This is a genomic window from Sulfitobacter sp. G21635-S1 (genome assembly GCF_027213915.1).
GTDB lineage: Bacteria > Pseudomonadota > Alphaproteobacteria > Rhodobacterales > Rhodobacteraceae > Sulfitobacter.
The window spans coordinates 17,360-33,813 of sequence record NZ_JAPWGV010000032.1 but is presented as its reverse complement, the minus strand read 5'-3'; the positions used below and the strand labels follow the sequence as shown (position 1 = coordinate 33,813).

The following is a 16,454-nucleotide window of genomic DNA, read 5'->3' as shown; positions in this document are numbered from 1 at the left end:
TTCAAAAACTCCGGACCGAATTCTTCGAAGAATTCGAATGCGCGGCCGATGCGTGTGCCCCCCGGCCTTCGGGCATCCGTACTGCGGTTCGTGGCGCGGGACGATCTGCTGCCGTGGGGAAAGTGACCTTCCTGCCGACCCCGGAGTTTTCAAAAACTCCGGACCGAATTCTTCGAAGAATTCGAATGCGCCTGTCTTACGCCCGCAGCCGGGCACCTGCGGGGTCAAAGGGCGGTTCCGCCAGCACCGTCGCGCGGTGCGGTTGGCCCAGCACCATCACCTCCACCACATCACCCGGTCCCGCATCGCGGAGGAACCCCAGCGCCAGCGACTTGCCCACCGAATAGCCATAGGCGCCCGAGGTCACCCGCCCGATGCCCTTGCCATCCATGAAGATCGGCTCCCCCCCACTCGCATCCGCGTTGGAGGCATCGGTCTGACCGGCATCCAGTTCCAGGATCACCAGATGCTCCCGCGCGGGCCTGGCCAGGGTCAGCATGACCGCCTCCTTGTTCAGGAAATCCTTGCCGGTCTTGCACAGCCGGTCCAGCCCGACCTCCTGCGGCCAGTATTCCGGCGAATATTCGCGGCTCCAGGAGCCATATCCTTTCTCGATCCGCAGCGACATCAGCGCGCGGCTGCCGACAGGGCCTGCGCCGATGTCGCGGCCCGCGTCCAGCAGCGCCTGCAACAGGCGCGCCTGATCGGCAGCGGCGCAATGCAGCTCCCAGCCCAGATCGCCGGTAAAGGACACCCGCAGCGCCAGCACCTCGATCCCCGCCAGGGTGATCCATTTCGACCGCATGAAGGGGAAATCAGGCGTCGCCAGCGCGGTATTGGTCAGCTTTTGCAACAGATCGCGCGATTTCGGTCCTGCGACGTTGAAGCCGCAGACATCCACCGTCAGGCTGTCGAATGTGGTGCCCTCCGGCAAGGGCAGCGCGCCAAAGAACCGCTGGTGATAGCGTTCGGCCATGCCGGAGCCGATGATCCAGAATTCATCTTCCGACAGCCGGGTCACGGTGAAATCCCCGGCGATCCCGCCCCGCGTGCCGATCAGCGGGGTCAGGCAGGACCGACCCACAGCCCGGGGCATGGTATTGGCAAAAACCGCGTTCAGCCAGCTTTCCGCCCCCGGCCCCTTGCAGCGGTATTTGGCAAAGTTCGAAATGTCGATGATGCCCGCATGCTCGCGCAGCATCCGCGCCTCGCGGCCCACCTGCGCCCACCAGCCCTGCCGGGTGAACCCGTGGGTTTCATCCTCTGCCCCGACGGGCTGGCCGTAGTACAGCGGATGTTCCCAGCCGTAGTTCAGGCCAAAGACCGCGCCCAGGTCACGCTGCATCTGATAGGCCGGGCGCATCCGCATGGGGCGGCCCGCGCTGCGTTCCTCGTTTGGGAAGTGAATCTTGAACCGGTTGGCATATTGGTCGCCCACCCGCGCCCGGGTAAAGGCGGCATCGGCCCAGTCGCCAAAGCGCGCCATGTCCCAGGCGAACATGTCATAGCGGGTTTCGCCGGTGACGATCCAGTCGGCGGCCAAAAGCCCCATGCCGCCGGATTGCGAGAATCCCGGAATGATGCCGTTGCAGCAGAAGTAATTGCGCAGTTCCGGCACCGGGCCGAACAGCACGTTGGAATCCGGCGACCAGATCATCGGGCCGTTGATCACCCGCTTGATCCCCGCCGCGCCCACCGCAGGCACCCGCGCAATCGCGCGCATCATGTTGGGTTCGATCCGCTCCAGATCATCGGCAAACAGCTCGTGGCCGAACCCCTGCGGGGTCCCGTCCTCGGCCCAGTAGCGCATATCCTTCTCGTAAGCACCGACCAGCAGGCCCTTGCCCTCCTGCCGCAGGTAATATTCGCCATCGCGGTCCGCGACCGACGGCAGGCGGCGCTCCATCCCGGCAATCTCCGCAATGGTTTCGGTAACAAAATACTGGTGCTCGGTCGGTTGCAGCGGCAGTTTGAGCCCCGCAAGCGCCGCCACCTCGCGCCCCCAGAGACCGGCGGCATTCACCACCCATTGTGTCGCGATGTCCCCCTTCTGCGTGCGCACGATCCAGCTGCCATCCGGTTGCTGCTCGGTGCCGGTGACGGGGCAAAAGCGGATGATCTCGGCCCCGTTCTGCCGCGCCCCCACGGCATAGGCGTTTGTCACGCCGGAAGGGTCCACGTTGCCGCCGTTTTCCTCGTACATGATGCAGCGGATGCCATCGAAATCGACCAGCGGATGCAGCGCCTCTGCCTCGGCGCGGTCGATCTCGCGGAACGGCAGGCCATAATATTTCGCCTTGGCCGCCTGCAGGCGCAGCTGGTGTTCCCGCGCCTCGGTCTGCGCCAGATAAAGCGATCCGGGCTGGAACACGCCACAGCTCTGGCCCGTCTCGGCCTCCAGCGCGTTATAGAGATCCATCGTGTAGTTCTGGATCCGGGTGATGTTGTTGTTGTCGTGCAGCCCGTGAATGTTAGCCGCCGCATGCCATGTACTGCCCGAGGTCAGTTCGGAGCGTTCCAGCAGCACCACATCCGTCCAGCCCAGCTTGGTCAGGTGGTAAAGGATCGAGCAGCCGATAACGCCGCCCCCGATGACGACGGCCTGGGCATGGGTGCGCATGATAAGTCCTGAATTGGGTTGCGTTATTCACAACCTCTACGCGCTTGCATCGGGCTGATTGCCAGAAAGCGACATCTGTCGTCGCTCGAATATAATTCGACGCCCGAGGGATCCGGATTTCTTAACCGTCGCAGGCGCAACCGACCCCTTTGCGGCATGTATATGAGCGGCTGATGCAGGAATCGCCGCAGGCCTTGCCCTTTGAACAGACCTTGCAACAGGCCGCATTCATCGGTGCTTTTCCGTTCAAGGAGTTCAACACACTCAGGAAATCAGCAGCGGGTATCTTCGGAACCGACATTGGTCCTGCCGCTGCAAGCATGACGACAGTGACCGTTAGAAGCAGTGCCCGAACCACAAACATGAAAATATCCCGATCTCTCCAAGAGATCCTTCGATAACACGCGGTGAGTTTTTTGGTTAACCTTTTGTTAACTTTTTAATCGTCGACCTTTGAGACTGCCGCGCGCACCTCGGCACAGGCAGAGGCCAGTACACGGTCCTGATCCGGCCCGAAGGGGATCGCCTGCACCGCACGGCGCAGATGCAGAACCGCCGCCTCCCTGGCCGCGCGGCTCAGCCCCGCATCGGGGTGCCGCATCAATCCACTCAGGGCTTTCTGCAGGCGCTGCTGCACCTCGACAATCTGCACCCCGTCCCGTGCCAGCGCGCCAAAGCCGTCCTCGATCAGGTCGCCGGGGTCCAGCGGCGGGAAATAAAGCGAATCAAGCACTTCGTCTTCGCGGTCCTTGGCCTCTTCATCCTTGTAGAGCGACAGGATCCGCCCGATGCGCCCGATCACGTCGATGGCGGTGCCGGGGTCGTTGACCCCCGGCGACAGCGCCTTGGAGGCGACTTCCCCCATCACCACTAGGCCAAAGCGCGGGTCCTGGTCATAGGTCCGCAGATCGCCCAGCACGATGCAATCGCGCACCGCCTTTTCCACCGCTTCGCTGTCAGCGTCCTGCTTGTCATAGATCACCGCAACAAGCGGTTCGTTGATGAAAACATAATCGCCGATGTTGCGCAGAAAATAGATGCGCGCGCCCTGCTCCGCCGCGGTCTGGTGCAGCGCTTCGGGATAGACGTGCTGGATATATCCGCTTTCGGTGGCCAGCACCTTTTCCGCCCCCTCGGGGATGTCACCTGTCAGGGCATTTGCACCCAGACAGGGGTTCTGCAACCGCTCCCTGAACCCCGAAACGGTCACCGTCTCGATCTGGCGGGTCACATCCATCAGGCTGCCGAATGTCTGCAGGTGCAGGACCCAGCGGATCAGGTAGATCACGATCACCGCCAGCACCAGAACCGTCATGAGAAACAACACAAAGGCGCGGTCATCCACATAGACCCCGAGTTCGCGCAGGATGATCGCCACCAGCGCATAGACATAGGCGCCGATGAAAACCGCCAGGGTATTCTGGGTCGTCGGGTCCTCCAGGATCAGGCGGTGCACCCGCGGGGTCCATTGGGTCGAAGACGCGCGATAGACCGATACCATGACCGTCAGCGAGAATGTGGTCACCGCCAGCATGGCATTGGCGATGATGTTCAGCAGCCGATCCGCCGCATCCCCGTGCAGCATGGTCGCAATCTCATCCGGCACGAACCCTTCGATCAGCTGCGTCAGCCCCAGCGCCACAAAGGACATCAGCCCCATGATCACAACACGGACCCAGAGCTTGCGGGTATAGGAGCGGGCCCGTCGTAGAATGGTCCTGGGGGTCAATGCGGAAAGATCCATGCGGCATGATCTAGCACGGCTGCGCGAAGGTCCATAGCGGTGCTGCGCGAAACAAGCCGGTCGCGGATTCGAAACCAACCCCGGGCAATCCGACCGCGCGCGACATGATCTGTCGTTAACGGACCAGAGGTGTTTTCCGCAGCCCGCCAATCTGTGGCAAAATCCAACCGGAGTTTTCCCATGCAAACCACCACCCGTGTCCTGATCATCGGCGGCGGCGTCGTCGGCGCTTCTTGCCTCTACCACCTGACCAAACTGGGATGGTCGGATGTCATGCTGGTGGAGCGGTCAGAGCTGACCTCGGGGTCAACATGGCACGCGGCGGGCGGGTTTCACACGCTGAACGGCGACACCAATATGGCAGCACTTCAGGGCTATACCATCCGGCTCTACAAGGAACTGGAAGAAATCACCGGCATGTCCTGCGGGCTGCACCACGTGGGCGGCGTGACCCTTGCCGACAACCAGGACCGTTTCGACATGTTGCTGGCCGAACGGGCCAAGCACCGTTTCATGGGCCTGGACACCGAGATCGTGACACCGGAGGAGATCGCAAAGATCGCCCCCGTCACCAATATCGACGGCATCATCGGCGGGCTTTATGACCCGCTGGACGGTCACCTCGACCCCTCCGGCACCACCCATGCCTATGCCCGCGCCGCACGGATGGGCGGCGCAACAATCGAGACCCATTGCATGGTCAGGGAAACCAACCAGCGCCCCGATGGCACCTGGGACGTGGTCACGGACAAGGGCACCATCCACGCCGAACACGTCGTGAACGCTGGTGGCCTCTGGGCGCGCGAGGTTGGCGCGATGGCGGGCGTCTACTTCCCGCTGCACCCGATGGAGCACCAGTACCTGGTGACCGAGGAAGTGCCGCTGATCGTTGAGATGATGCAGGACGGCAAGGAACATCCCCATGTGATGGACCCGGCAGGCGAAAGCTATCTGCGGCAGGAAGGCCGGGGCCTTTGCATCGGGTTCTACGAGCAGACCTGCCGCCCCTGGTCGGTGGATGGCACGCCCTGGTCCTTTGGTCAGGACCTGTTGCAGGACGATTTCGACAAGATCGAGGACAGCATCACCTTTGCCTACCGCCGTTTCCCCGACCTGGAACGCGCAGGCGTCAAGAACGTGATTCACGGCCCCTTCACCTTTGCCCCCGATGGCAACCCGCTGGTCGGCCCGGTGCCCGGAATGCGCAACTACTGGTCCGCCTGCGGCGTCATGGCGGGCTTCAGCCAGGGTGGTGGCGTGGGCCTGACCCTGGCGCAATGGATGATCGAGGGCGAGCCGGAGCGCGATGTGATGGCGATGGATGTGGCGCGCTTTGGCAAATGGATCACGCCGGGCTACACCCTGCCCAAGGTGATCGAGAACTATCAGAAACGCTTTTCCGTCTCCTACCCGAACGAAGAACTGCCCGCCGCCCGGCCGCACCGCACCACGCCGATGTACGACATCTTTACCGGGATGGGCGCGGTCTGGGGCCAGCAGTTCGGGCTTGAGGTCGCCAATTACTTCGCCACGGGCGATGAGCCGACCTATGAAACCCCGTCCTTCCGCCGCTCGGATGCCTTTGGCGCCACCACGCGCGAGGTGCTGGCGGTGCGCAACGGGGTGGGCATCAACGAGGTGCAGAACTTTGGCAAATTCCTGGTCACCGGGCCACGGGCCCGCGCCTGGCTGGACCGGATCATGGCGGGCCGCGTCCCGGCGCAGGGCCGCTTGTCGCTGACCCCGATGCTGTCGGAAAAGGGCAAGCTGATCGGCGATTTCACCATCTCCTGCCTGGATGCGCAGACCTTCCAGCTGACCGCCTCCTACGGGTCACAGGAATTCCATTATCGGTGGTTTATCAATCATCTGGAAGACGGTGTTGACGTTCAGAACATCTCTGACAAGCGCACCGGTTTCCAGATTGCGGGACCAAAGGCGCGCGCGGTGCTGCAGGCCTGCACCCGCACAGATGTCAGCGGCATGAAGTTCCTGGACGTCTGGCAGATGACCGTGGGCCAGACCGCCTGTATCGTGCAGCGGGTCAGCTATACCGGCGATCTGGGGTTCGAGATCTATTGCGACCCGATGGACCAGCGCGCGCTGTGGTCGGTGCTCTGGGCGGCAGGACAGGTGCATGGCATGGTGCCCTTTGGCATGCGTGCGATGATGTCGCTGCGGCTGGACAAGTTCTTTGGCTCCTGGATGTCGGAATTCTCGCCCGATTACACGGCGGCGGAAACCGGGCTGGACCGGTTCATTTCCTGGAAGAAGAACGTGGATTTCATCGGCCGCGCCCCGGCAGAGGCGGAAAGGGCAACACCGCCCGCGCGGCAGCTTGTGGCCTTCGACGTGGAGGCCGAAGACGCGGATGTGCAGGGCTACGAGCCGATCTGGCTGGATGGTGCGGTTGTGGGGTTCTGCACATCGGGGGGCTATTCGCATTTCACCGGCACCTCCGTCGCCATGGGCTTTGTCCCGCGCGGGCGGATCGCGGAAGGGCTGAAGGTGGAGATCGAAATCCTGGGCCAGATGCGCCCCGCGAGGCTGATCACCACGGCGCTGTTCGATCCCGACGGGGACCGCATGCGCGGCTGACGGGATGGCGCTCGGCGCCGGACGGCCCTAGGATGACCCGATGGATCATCTGATGCCGATCATCATCCTTGCCGCGGGCGGATCGACCCGGATGCAGGGGCGCGACAAGCTGCTGGAAACGGTGGATGGAACACCCCTGCTGCGCCTTCAGGCGGGCAAGGCGCTGGCGCTGGGCTGTGGTCCGGTCATTGTGGCCCTGCCGCCTTCACCACACCCAAGATATGCGGCGCTGGCGGGGCTTGACCTGCAGGCCCTGCCCGTCCCGGATGCGGCGGAAGGCATGAACGCCAGCCTGCGCGCCGGTATCGCCGCCCTGCCCGATGGGGCCATCTGTGCGATGGTTCTGCTGGGCGACCTGCCGGATCTGACAGTGCAGGATCTGGCAAAGGTTGCCGATGCGGTTGATACGGAGGGCCCCGCCCTGATCTGGCGCGGCGCAACGGCAGAAGGCGCGCCCGGCCATCCGATCGTGTTCAGATCAGACCTCTTCCCGGCGCTGGCCAGGCTGACCGGCGACAGCGGTGGGCGCGAGGTGGTGGCGCAGGTCAGGGAACGTGTCGTGCTGATCCCCCTGCCCGGCAGTCGCGCCCGGCTGGATCTGGATACGCCGGAGGCCTGGGCAGACTGGCGCGCGCGGCGGGACAAGGGCGGCGCGCTCTGACACGCGGTTGCGGGTTCAGGCAGCAGCGGTGGAACGTCGCTGGGTCACATCGCTGGCCCGGAGCGCGGCGTTATGTCCGATGGGAGGCAGGGGCTAAGTGGTCATTTGTGAAAAATGCAGCGACCGGCGGGATTGAGTCCGGAGTGATATGAGACGCAAGCCGGGCCAGCGCCTGCCCGGGGTGGGCGATACTGACCTTGGCTCATGCCACTTTATTTCTCAACCTTGATGAATCCTAACGAGGGAACAACTAGCCTCACCAAATCACCTACCCGTCATGCCGAAGGCATGCCGAGATCAACGGCGCACCTTTGGTGCGACGGGCGGGCAGGCGATGGCCCGGCGCCTTCGGCTTGTTCCGGGCCTGGGTGCTCATGTTTGATGGCAGCAAAGTCCCGCTCACCTGACCTTCACCCATACCGCGCCAAATGTCCGGTCGGGTCGGAAATGCTTGGCATTCGACAGGTCCGGTTTCCCGCTTCGGATCAGCTGACGACGTCACAGCCAAAGTCACCTGGCGCTCAACAGCAGAGAGCTTCACTCACGCGCTGTCGTGTCCTGCGAAAAGACATTGCGCCAGCCGTCCGGCCCGCGTTGCCAGATCGAACTGACATACATGGCCTCTGACGCCTGCTGCCCGGCCCGCAGAAAATCGGCGCGATAGCACAGGACCGCGTGATCGCGGCCCAGCCGCATCACCCGGTGCCCGGTCAGCTTGTAGCGGGTGACCGTCGGACCGTCATCCAATTGCCCGCTGTGCTCGTCCCTGGTCGCGAAACCGGTCGAATAGACGCCAAGGAAATCGGCATGCAACATCTTTTCGTCGGTGGCGATATCCCCCTCGACCAGGGCGTCCCAGACCAATTCCTCGCAGGTGGTCAGTTCGGCCAGAAGTTCGTTGTCCTTTTCCATGCCCCACCGATACCCGGCAACGGGCGCGCCGTCACCCGGCAAAAGAAAAAGCGGAGTGGTTGCCCACTCCGCTTCCCCGTGCTCTCTGACCGGGGTCAAAACAGCAGCTGCATATTCCGGTTGTGCGGCCCCCGAAGGGACCGCACGATTTTCTGGGGATTAACTTGTTACTTGGTCAGAAGCTGGGCTTCGTGCTTCTTCAGCGACCGGCGGGCCGACGCATAGGCGTCGATGCCGTTCTGTGTCGCCAGCTCCGGGAACAATTCCAGGATCTCCTGGCGCTGTGCGTCGCCGATACCTGCCAGCGACATGTCGCCAGGCTGGAAGCTCTCGGTCCAGGCGCCATCCGACAGGATGACCTCGTGCTGATCGAACATGATGTGCACATAGGTGGTCGAGGACACATCCACGACATCCACCCCTTCCATGCCGGTCAGGTGCTTGGCCGCGACCAGAACCTCACGCTCTTCAAAGTAGAGCGCTGTCTTGTCGTTGGCGATCAGAACGCGGTGGTTCGGAGAGACCATCATGTCACGCTCGGGCAGATCGTTGCCAAGCGCGCCCTGACGGATCAGGACCGGCTTCAGGTGGACCGCCTTTTCGAATTCGGCGGCGCTCATGTCGCGCTTGCCGACCCAGCGGATGACCTGGATGCCGTTGTCACGGGTGATCACGCGGTCGCCCACCTGCAGCTCCTCGACACGGCGCTCACCCTTGGGTGTGGCGATCTTTGTGCCGGGGGTGAAACAGGGGATGATGTTCTCGATTTCCTCGAACACCAGCTGGCCTGCGTCGTTGCCGTCCGCATCAAGGTAGTTGACGATGCCGTCTTCCCGGTCTGCCGACGTGTAGGTGATGCTGAAGCTGCCGCCCGGCGCGGTTGAGCCGCGCAGGTCGAGCGTATCGTTGTCCACCGGGCCGGAGCCGCCGTCGACCACATCGCCTGCGTTGACGTTGACAAAGGTGTCCTGACCCGCACCGCCGGTCATCGTGTCATTGCCCGCGCCGCCGTCCAGAAGGTCGTCGCCCTGGCCACCCATCATGTTGTCGTCGCCGTCGCCGCCATAAAGCTCGTCGTCTTCGCCGCCGCCATCAAGGCTGTCGTCGCCGTCACCACCCATCAGCGTGTCGTTGTCACGGTTGCCGCGCAGGGTGTCATTGCCGATGCCGCCTTCAAGCAGGTCATCGCCCTGCCCGCCGGAAACGCTGTCGTCGCCCTGGCCGCCCAGCAAGGTGTCATTGCCGGTGTTGCCGTCGATGATGTCATCGTCGATCTGGCCGTCGATGTAATCGTCGCCGGAGCCGCCGGACAGCGAGTCGCGGTCGTCGGCACCATAGATCACGTCATCGCCGGCACCGCCGTTGACAGTGTCCATGCCGTTGTCGGGGTTCCGGTCGGGCGAAACGCCGCCGGTGTCCTCGTCGGTGATGTTGACCACATCGGGGATCAGGTCGGGGTCGTTGCCCGCATAGATCGTGTCGTTGCCGGCACCGCCCAGGATGCTGTCGTTGCCTTCGCCGCCGACAATCCGGTCGTCGCCGGTGCCGCCGTCGATGACGTCGTCGTCGATGCCGCCGTTGATGTCGTCGTTACCGGCACCGCCAAAGATGGTGTCGCGGTCATCGCCGGTGCGGATGGTGTCGTTGCCGTCACCGCCGTCCACATAGTCACGGTCGTTTTCCGGATCCGCATCGGGGTCATAGCCCAGCGGATCGGTCGCCGCGAAAGGATAGCCCAGATCGGGTGCCAGATCACCATTGCCGGTGTCGATGTTGTCATCGCCGTCACCGCCTTCGACGGTGTCGTTGCCCTGACCTGTGACAACAGTGTCGTCACCGCCGCCCGCGCGGACATAATCGTCGTCCGGTCCGGTGCCCGGCAGGATCGCATCGGGGTCGTTGACGCGGTCGCCATCGGGATCGCCCAGGTAATCCTCGTCAATCATGTTGCCATCGTCGTCGCCGTCCACGTAGCCGTCCAGCAGCGGACCCGCGCCCACTGTGACCGTGGCGGTGCCCGCGTCGGTCAGACCTTCGGGATCACGCACGGTGTAGGTGATGGTCGCCGGGCCGGTAAAACCGTCGGCGGGTGTGAAGGTGACAGTGCCGTCGCCGTTGTCGACAAGCGTGCCCTGTTCGGCGGGGACCGTCGGATCGACCAGCGTCAGCTCGTCGTTGGTATTGTCCACGTCGGTGTCATTGCCCAGCAGGTCGATGACAACCGGTGTCTCGAAGTCGGTCGTGGCGGTATCGTCCACCGCAACCGGCGCATCGTTCACCGGGTTCACGGTGACATTCACGGTGCCCGTGTCGGTGCCGCCATTGCCGTCGGAAACGGTATAGGTGATCGTGGTCGGCCCGTTGAAGTTTTCATTCGGGGTGAATGTCACCTCGCCATCGGGCGTGAAGGTCACCACGCCATCGGGGCTTTCTGCCGAGGTCACGGTCAGCGGATCACCATTCGGATCGGTATCGTTGGTCAGGACGTTCACCGTGTCGGTGGTGTCCTCGTCCAGGATCAGCGTGTCATCAACCGCGTCGGGATCATCGTTGTCGCCGCCGCCGAAGCCGGGGTCATCGAAGGTCACATTGTCCACCGCGCCGGAACCGGGAAAGCGGACTTCGCAGCGGAACGTGCCGGGCACGAAGAGCTGAAGGGTCACTTCGCCGCCGTCACCTGTCGGCTCGACAAACTGGTTCTCGATGACATCGCCCGCTTCGTTGTAAAAGATCAGCCGTGTGCCTTCGCCGCCGGTTTCCTCGATGTCCTTGAGGGTGATCGACTTCATCCGCACGGCGTTGTCGAAATCAAAGAAGATGCTGCCGCCGGTGGCGTTGTCATCGGGGTCGCTGCTGTCGCCGTCTTCGGAGATGATCAGCACACCGCCCAGCGTATCGGAGGCGAGGTCCTCGTCACCGCCTGTCGGGTTGGCACTGTCAAAGACCATGGCCTGGCCGGAGCCGCCGGTTGCGGAGATGGTCACGCCTTCATACTCGTCGTCGATGACGGTGCCTGCGGCGAATGGATTGAAGTCAAGCGTTCTAATCATGGTGTAATCTCCTAAGCGTTGCGACGCGCGGCGCGCAGCGCGGCCGGTCTGGAAAATGGTGCAGATTGCGTGTGGGGCAGTTCAGCCGCATACGAAGCAATGCGTCCTGCGGACGCCGTGGGATTGATCTGTGGCCTTGGCACACGGTTCATCTTCATCTTACTCCGAGCAACTCACTCACCCCCGTCAGCAAAGCCTCCGGTCAGGGCGACACACACCAATGCTCCATAAATGGGGAGAACCGCAGCAGACGGCACGGATCATGCACGTCATGATCCTGTCGTGAATACATTCGCAAACGTCGCGGCGTACACACGTCTCCCGCATCAAACAGATGCGCAAAAGTGCGGCCGCCCCCGTGACCTACAGACTTTGCCCCCCAGTTGGGCAAGACTTAGATACCTGCTGTCTTTACGCGAACAAAGTGAAAAATGTTCGAAATATGTTTGGATCGCCCATCTTGAGTCCAATTTACGGCCCTGTTTTACCAAGATTTTCCGAAAAGTGAGGCCTGATTGTTTCCAGGTACAGCAGTGCCAGCACCGGCATATCTCATATTAATAAGGGGCCGCCGCGCGCTCCGCGAAAACGCCGCCTGCAAAACGCGCCCTCATTGTGCAGAATCCAGAAACAATCACATCGCCCGGAAAATCATCGCACCTTCGCCCAATTCTCGCCAAGGTTGTCGTCGGGTTGTTTTCGGGGGGGAACCAATCAAGCTCAATGGCCGGAACTGGTGCTGGATTCAACCGATCCGCCCCGGGAAAGGTCGAATCAAATTCTCAAAGACCGGGCATTGAGGCCAAAACATGCCGCCACGCGCAATGTCGATACAGGGCATTGGCGGGTCCCGTCAGAACCCATGTTCTTATCCAATTGGATGGTACCCGAGGCCGGACTTGAACCGGCACGCCTTGCGGCAACGGATTTTGAATCCGTCGTGTCTACCATTCCACCACTCGGGCACACGGCGATTGCTTTAACTTGCACTTGAAGTGGCGGCAAGGGTCTTTGTGCGCCCAAGGCCCTTGACCCCGGCCCCGCCACATGATGTTGCAGGGCAGACGAGTGATCGGGCCTTACGAAATGATCCAACGCCTTTATGACTGGACGCTGAGCCTGGCCCAGCATCGCCATGCGCTCTGGGCGCTGGCTTTTGTCGCTTTCATTGAAAGTTCGGTCTTCCCGATCCCACCCGACATCCTGATGATCCCGATGATCATCGCACGGCCCAACCGCGCCTTCCTGATCGCCTTTGTCGCGCTGGTGGCCTCGGTGCTGGGCGGGCTGCTGGGCTATGCCATCGGCGCATTTGCCTTTGAAACCCTGGGCGAGCCGATCCTTGCTGCTATGGGCAAGGCCGAGGCGATGGCCGAATTCTCCGAACGGTTCAACGACCTGGGGTTCTGGGCGGTGCTGACCGCCGGCGTCACCCCCTTCCCCTACAAGGTGATCACCATCATGTCCGGCTGGACCGGCATGCCGCTGGGCACGTTCATCGCCACCTCGATCCTGGCGCGGGGTTTGCGGTTCTTCATCGTGGCGGCGCTGCTGTGGAAATTCGGCGCGCCGGTGCGGGCATTCATCGAACGCAGGCTTGGCCTGATGTTCAGCCTGTTTATCCTGCTGCTGGTCGGCGCCTTTGTCCTCGTGAGGTACATATGACCCGGAAAACCCTGATCCTGCTGGCCACGCTCGGCTCCGCCGCCCTGCTGCTGGGCGCCTTCGGATTTCAGCACCTGGGCGGGCTGGCCCCCTGCAAGCTGTGCCTGTGGCAACGCTGGCCCCATGCGGCGGCCATCCTGATCGGGGTGGCGCTGCTGGCGGGCGGGCACCGTCTGCTGGCCTGGCTGGGCGCGCTGGCCGCCGCCACGACCGCAGGCATCGGCGCCTATCACGCAGGTGTCGAATGGGGCTGGTGGCCCGGTCCCTCCTCCTGCACCGGGGGTGGCATGGACCTGGGCACCATGACCGGCGGCGACCTGCTGTCGATGGACGGCCCCATGGGCGTTGTCATGTGCGACGAGGTTGTCTGGCAATTGGCAGGCCTGTCGATGGCAGGCTGGAATGCCGTCATCTCCCTGGGCCTGACCGCGATCTGGATTGCCGCAGCCCGCCGTTCAGCCTGATTTCCGGGTTTTCAGAAACAGGCTGGTCTCGCTCGCCACCACACCGTCCAGCCGCCTGATCTGGGTCAGCGCCGCGTCGAAATCCTCCAGCGTCTCGCTGCCGATTTCCACGATCACATCCCAACGGCCATTGGTGCTGTGCACCGCGCGGACCTGGCGCATGCTGCCAAGCTGCCGGGTGATCCGTTCGGTGCCGCGCCCCTCGATCCCGATCATCATCATGCCGCGCACCGGGTCGCGGGCGACATCCGCGCGGGTCACCACGGTGAAACCGATGATCTCTCCGCTCTCGCGCAGTTTCGCGATCCGTGCCCGGACCGTGGTGCGCGACAGGTTCAGCGTGGTGGCAAGGTCCGACAGCGCCGCACGCGCGTCATGGCGCAGGGCCGCGATCAGGCGCTCATCCGTTTTGTCCATTTCGACTTCCCACAATGATCATATGTGGCTCAATACGGCCAGTTTGCCCAGTTGTCCACACCCCGTTCGGCGGGGTATCTCCAGATCAACAGCAAAGGACCCTCCACATGACCACACGCAACTGCATTCTGATCGGCGCACCGATGGATTCCGGCAAACGCAGCAAGGGCTGTCTGATGGGCCCCGACGCCTACCGCACCGCGGGCCTGCCCCAGGCGCTCCGCGATCTGGGCCATGAGGTCAGCGACCGGGGCAATGTCGCCCCCGCCCCCTTTACCGCCAGACCACATCCCAAGCTGGTGGAACTTGACGCCACCATCGCCTGGACGCAAAGCCTTGCCGATGCCGCCGAAGCGGCGATGCAGGACGGGCTGCCGATCTTCCTGGGCGGCGATCACGCGCTCTCGCTGGGCTCTGTGCTGGGGGTGATGCGCCATGCCCGCAAGGCCGCGCGCCCGCTCTTCGTGCTCTGGCTCGACGCGCACAGCGACTTTCATACCCCCGAGACCAGCGACAGCGGCAACCTGCATGGCACCCCGCTGGGCTATGTCACCGGGCGCAAGGGGTTTGACGGCTTTCCCGAGATCGGCACCCCGCTGCCCGAGGAAAACGTCGCCATCATCGGGTTGCGCTCCGTCGATGCGGCAGAACGCGCCGCCCTGCAGGACAGCGCCATCACCCATGTGGACATGCGCGAGATCGACGAAAGCGGCATCGCCCGCCCGCTGCAGGCCTTCCTCGACCGGGTGGCCGCGGCAAACGGGTTGCTGCATGTCTCCCTCGACGTGGATTTCCTCGACCCCGCGGTGGCCCCGGCCGTCGGCACCACGGTGCCGGGCGGCGCCACCGTGCGCGAAGGCCACCTTGTCATGGAAATGCTGCACGACAGCGGTTTGATGACCTCGCTCGACCTGGTGGAACTGAACCCCTTCCTCGACGAACGCGGCAAGACCGCAACCCTGATGGTGGATCTCGCCGCCTCGGCCCTGGGCCGCCGCGTCTTCGACCGTCCCAACCGCGCCTATTGAAGGAACAGATCATGATGACCCCCTCTGACAAGGCGCTGGTGCCTTTCGTATCCGTCGATCACATGATGAAGCTGATCCACCACATCGGCGTGGAGGAGATGCTCAAGGGTCTCGCCGCCTATATCGAGGCTGACTTCCGGCGCTGGGAGCTTTTCGACAAGACCCCGCGCGTGGCCAGCCATTCGGAGAAAGGTGTGATCGAACTGATGCCCACCTCGGATGGCGAGGATTACGGCTTCAAATACGTCAACGGCCACCCCGGCAACACCAGGGACGGGCTGCAAACCGTGACCGCCTTCGGCCTGCTGGCCGATGTGGCCTCGGGCTATCCGGTTCTGCTCAGCGAGATGACATTGCTCACCGCCCTGCGCACCGCCGCCACCTCGGCGCTGGTGGCGCGGCTGCTGGCGCCGAAAGGCGCGCATGTGATGGCGATGATCGGCAATGGCGCCCAGTCGGAGTTCCAGAGCCTCGCGATGAAGGCCATCGCCGGCGTGGACGAGGTGCGTCTATACGACATCGACCCCGCCGCAACCCGCAAATGCGCCGCCAACCTTGCGGGCCAGGGGATCACGGTGGTTTCCTGCGCCAGCGCCGAAGAGGCGATGCTGGGCGCACAGATCATCACCACCTGCACGGCAGACAAGCAATATGCCACCATCCTGACCGACAACATGATCGGCAGCGGCGTGCATATCAACGCCATCGGCGGCGATTGCCCGGGCAAGACCGAACTGGCCCCGGCGATCCTGCAGCGGGCGGGGATCTTCGTTGAATACCCCGAACAGACCCGGATCGAAGGCGAAATCCAGCAACTTGCCCCCGACCACCCGGTGACGGAAATCTGGCAGGTGCTGACCGGCCAGGCCCAGGGCCGGACCGATGACCGCCAGATCACGCTTTTTGACAGCGTCGGCTTCGCGATCGAGGATTTTTCCGCCCTGCGCTACATCCGCGACCAGATCGCGGGCACCGGATTTTTCCAACCCCTGGACCTGCTGGCAGACCCCGACGATCCCCGCGATCTTTTTGGCATGCTGCAACGGTCAAAGACCCAGGTCTGACCCGCTGACATCCCTGGTCTGGCGCCGCCCTTGCTTGAGCACGTCAGGGCGCCAGACGGCCGGATTGCCAAGCACAATCGCCGAGGGGCCCCCGCAGGGGGAGACGGCTATTGTGCTTGGGAAGACGGGCGGATGGTGCCATGAAAGAGATCAATCAAGGGCGGCGCCAGACTTTCCTGGGATGGTGGGCCCGCAGCGAAGATCCATCCCGCAGCAAAAATCCATAATGTA

At 63.2% G+C, this 16,454-nt stretch carries 12 protein-coding genes and 1 tRNA gene; 7 read left to right on the top strand and 6 right to left on the bottom strand.

The window, feature by feature from the left end:
• Positions 1 to 196: 196 nt before the first annotated feature.
• On the bottom strand, positions 197 to 2,620 hold the full coding sequence (locus O4H53_RS23370) for a GcvT family protein (protein WP_269367388.1): 2,424 nt from the start codon (positions 2,618 to 2,620) through the stop codon (positions 197 to 199).
• 173 nt (positions 2,621 to 2,793) lie between these two features.
• Between O4H53_RS23370 and O4H53_RS23365 the strand changes: the two genes are divergently transcribed.
• Positions 2,794 to 3,021 (top strand): hypothetical protein, encoded by a 228-nt coding sequence (locus tag O4H53_RS23365; protein ID WP_269367387.1) that lies wholly within the window; start codon positions 2,794 to 2,796, stop codon positions 3,019 to 3,021.
• 38 nt (positions 3,022 to 3,059) lie between these two features.
• Here O4H53_RS23365 and O4H53_RS23360 read toward each other — a convergent pair whose 3' ends face one another.
• Positions 3,060 to 4,364 (bottom strand): DUF2254 domain-containing protein, encoded by a 1,305-nt coding sequence (locus O4H53_RS23360; protein WP_269367386.1) that lies wholly within the window; start codon positions 4,362 to 4,364, stop codon positions 3,060 to 3,062.
• Positions 4,365 to 4,544: 180 nt separating this feature from the next.
• Between O4H53_RS23360 and O4H53_RS23355 the strand changes: the two genes are divergently transcribed.
• Both O4H53_RS23355 and O4H53_RS23350 read left to right on the top strand, forming a co-directional pair.
• Positions 4,545 to 6,962 (top strand): GcvT family protein, encoded by a 2,418-nt coding sequence (locus O4H53_RS23355; protein WP_269367385.1) that lies wholly within the window; start codon positions 4,545 to 4,547, stop codon positions 6,960 to 6,962.
• 40 nt (positions 6,963 to 7,002) lie between these two features.
• Positions 7,003 to 7,623 carry a nucleotidyltransferase family protein gene (locus tag O4H53_RS23350; protein WP_269367384.1) on the top strand — a complete coding sequence of 207 codons (621 nt, stop codon included), beginning with the start codon at positions 7,003 to 7,005 and terminating at the stop codon, positions 7,621 to 7,623.
• A gap of 537 nt (positions 7,624 to 8,160) precedes the next feature.
• Here O4H53_RS23350 and O4H53_RS23345 read toward each other — a convergent pair.
• The 3 genes from O4H53_RS23345 to O4H53_RS23335 all read right to left on the bottom strand — a co-directional run bounded on the left by O4H53_RS23345 (position 8,161) and on the right by O4H53_RS23335 (position 12,550).
• Complete coding sequence (locus O4H53_RS23345) at positions 8,161 to 8,535, bottom strand: nuclear transport factor 2 family protein (protein WP_269367383.1); 375 nt, start codon at positions 8,533 to 8,535, stop codon at positions 8,161 to 8,163.
• 167 nt (positions 8,536 to 8,702) lie between these two features.
• Positions 8,703 to 11,585, bottom strand: a complete 2,883-nt coding sequence (locus O4H53_RS23340) for a Hint domain-containing protein (RefSeq protein ID WP_269367382.1) — start codon at positions 11,583 to 11,585, stop codon at positions 8,703 to 8,705.
• A gap of 881 nt (positions 11,586 to 12,466) precedes the next feature.
• A tRNA-Leu gene (locus O4H53_RS23335) sits at positions 12,467 to 12,550 on the bottom strand.
• 121 nt (positions 12,551 to 12,671) lie between these two features.
• Between O4H53_RS23335 and O4H53_RS23330 the strand changes: the two genes are divergently transcribed.
• Together O4H53_RS23330 and O4H53_RS23325 are read left to right on the top strand one after the other, a co-directional pair.
• Entirely contained in the window at positions 12,672 to 13,250 is a 579-nt protein-coding gene (locus O4H53_RS23330; RefSeq protein ID WP_269367381.1) for a YqaA family protein, read from the top strand.
• Positions 13,247 to 13,714, top strand: a complete 468-nt coding sequence (locus tag O4H53_RS23325) for a disulfide bond formation protein B (protein WP_114274531.1) — start codon at positions 13,247 to 13,249, stop codon at positions 13,712 to 13,714. Before O4H53_RS23330 ends, O4H53_RS23325 begins: the two co-directional genes overlap by 4 nt.
• On the opposite strand, the gene O4H53_RS23320 is transcribed toward O4H53_RS23325, so the two are convergent.
• A complete protein-coding gene (locus O4H53_RS23320) occupies positions 13,706 to 14,131 on the bottom strand; it encodes an Lrp/AsnC family transcriptional regulator (protein ID WP_269367380.1) in 426 nt (141 codons plus the stop codon). The two genes, O4H53_RS23325 and O4H53_RS23320, sit on opposite strands and share 9 nt — an antisense overlap.
• 107 nt (positions 14,132 to 14,238) lie before the next feature.
• Between O4H53_RS23320 and rocF the strand changes: the two genes are divergently transcribed.
• Positions 14,239 to 15,159 (top strand): arginase, encoded by a 921-nt coding sequence (gene rocF, locus O4H53_RS23315; RefSeq protein WP_269367379.1) that lies wholly within the window; start codon positions 14,239 to 14,241, stop codon positions 15,157 to 15,159.
• A gap of 11 nt (positions 15,160 to 15,170) precedes the next feature.
• Entirely contained in the window at positions 15,171 to 16,223 is a 1,053-nt protein-coding gene (locus O4H53_RS23310) for an ornithine cyclodeaminase (RefSeq protein WP_269367378.1), read from the top strand.
• Positions 16,224 to 16,454 lie beyond the last annotated feature (231 nt).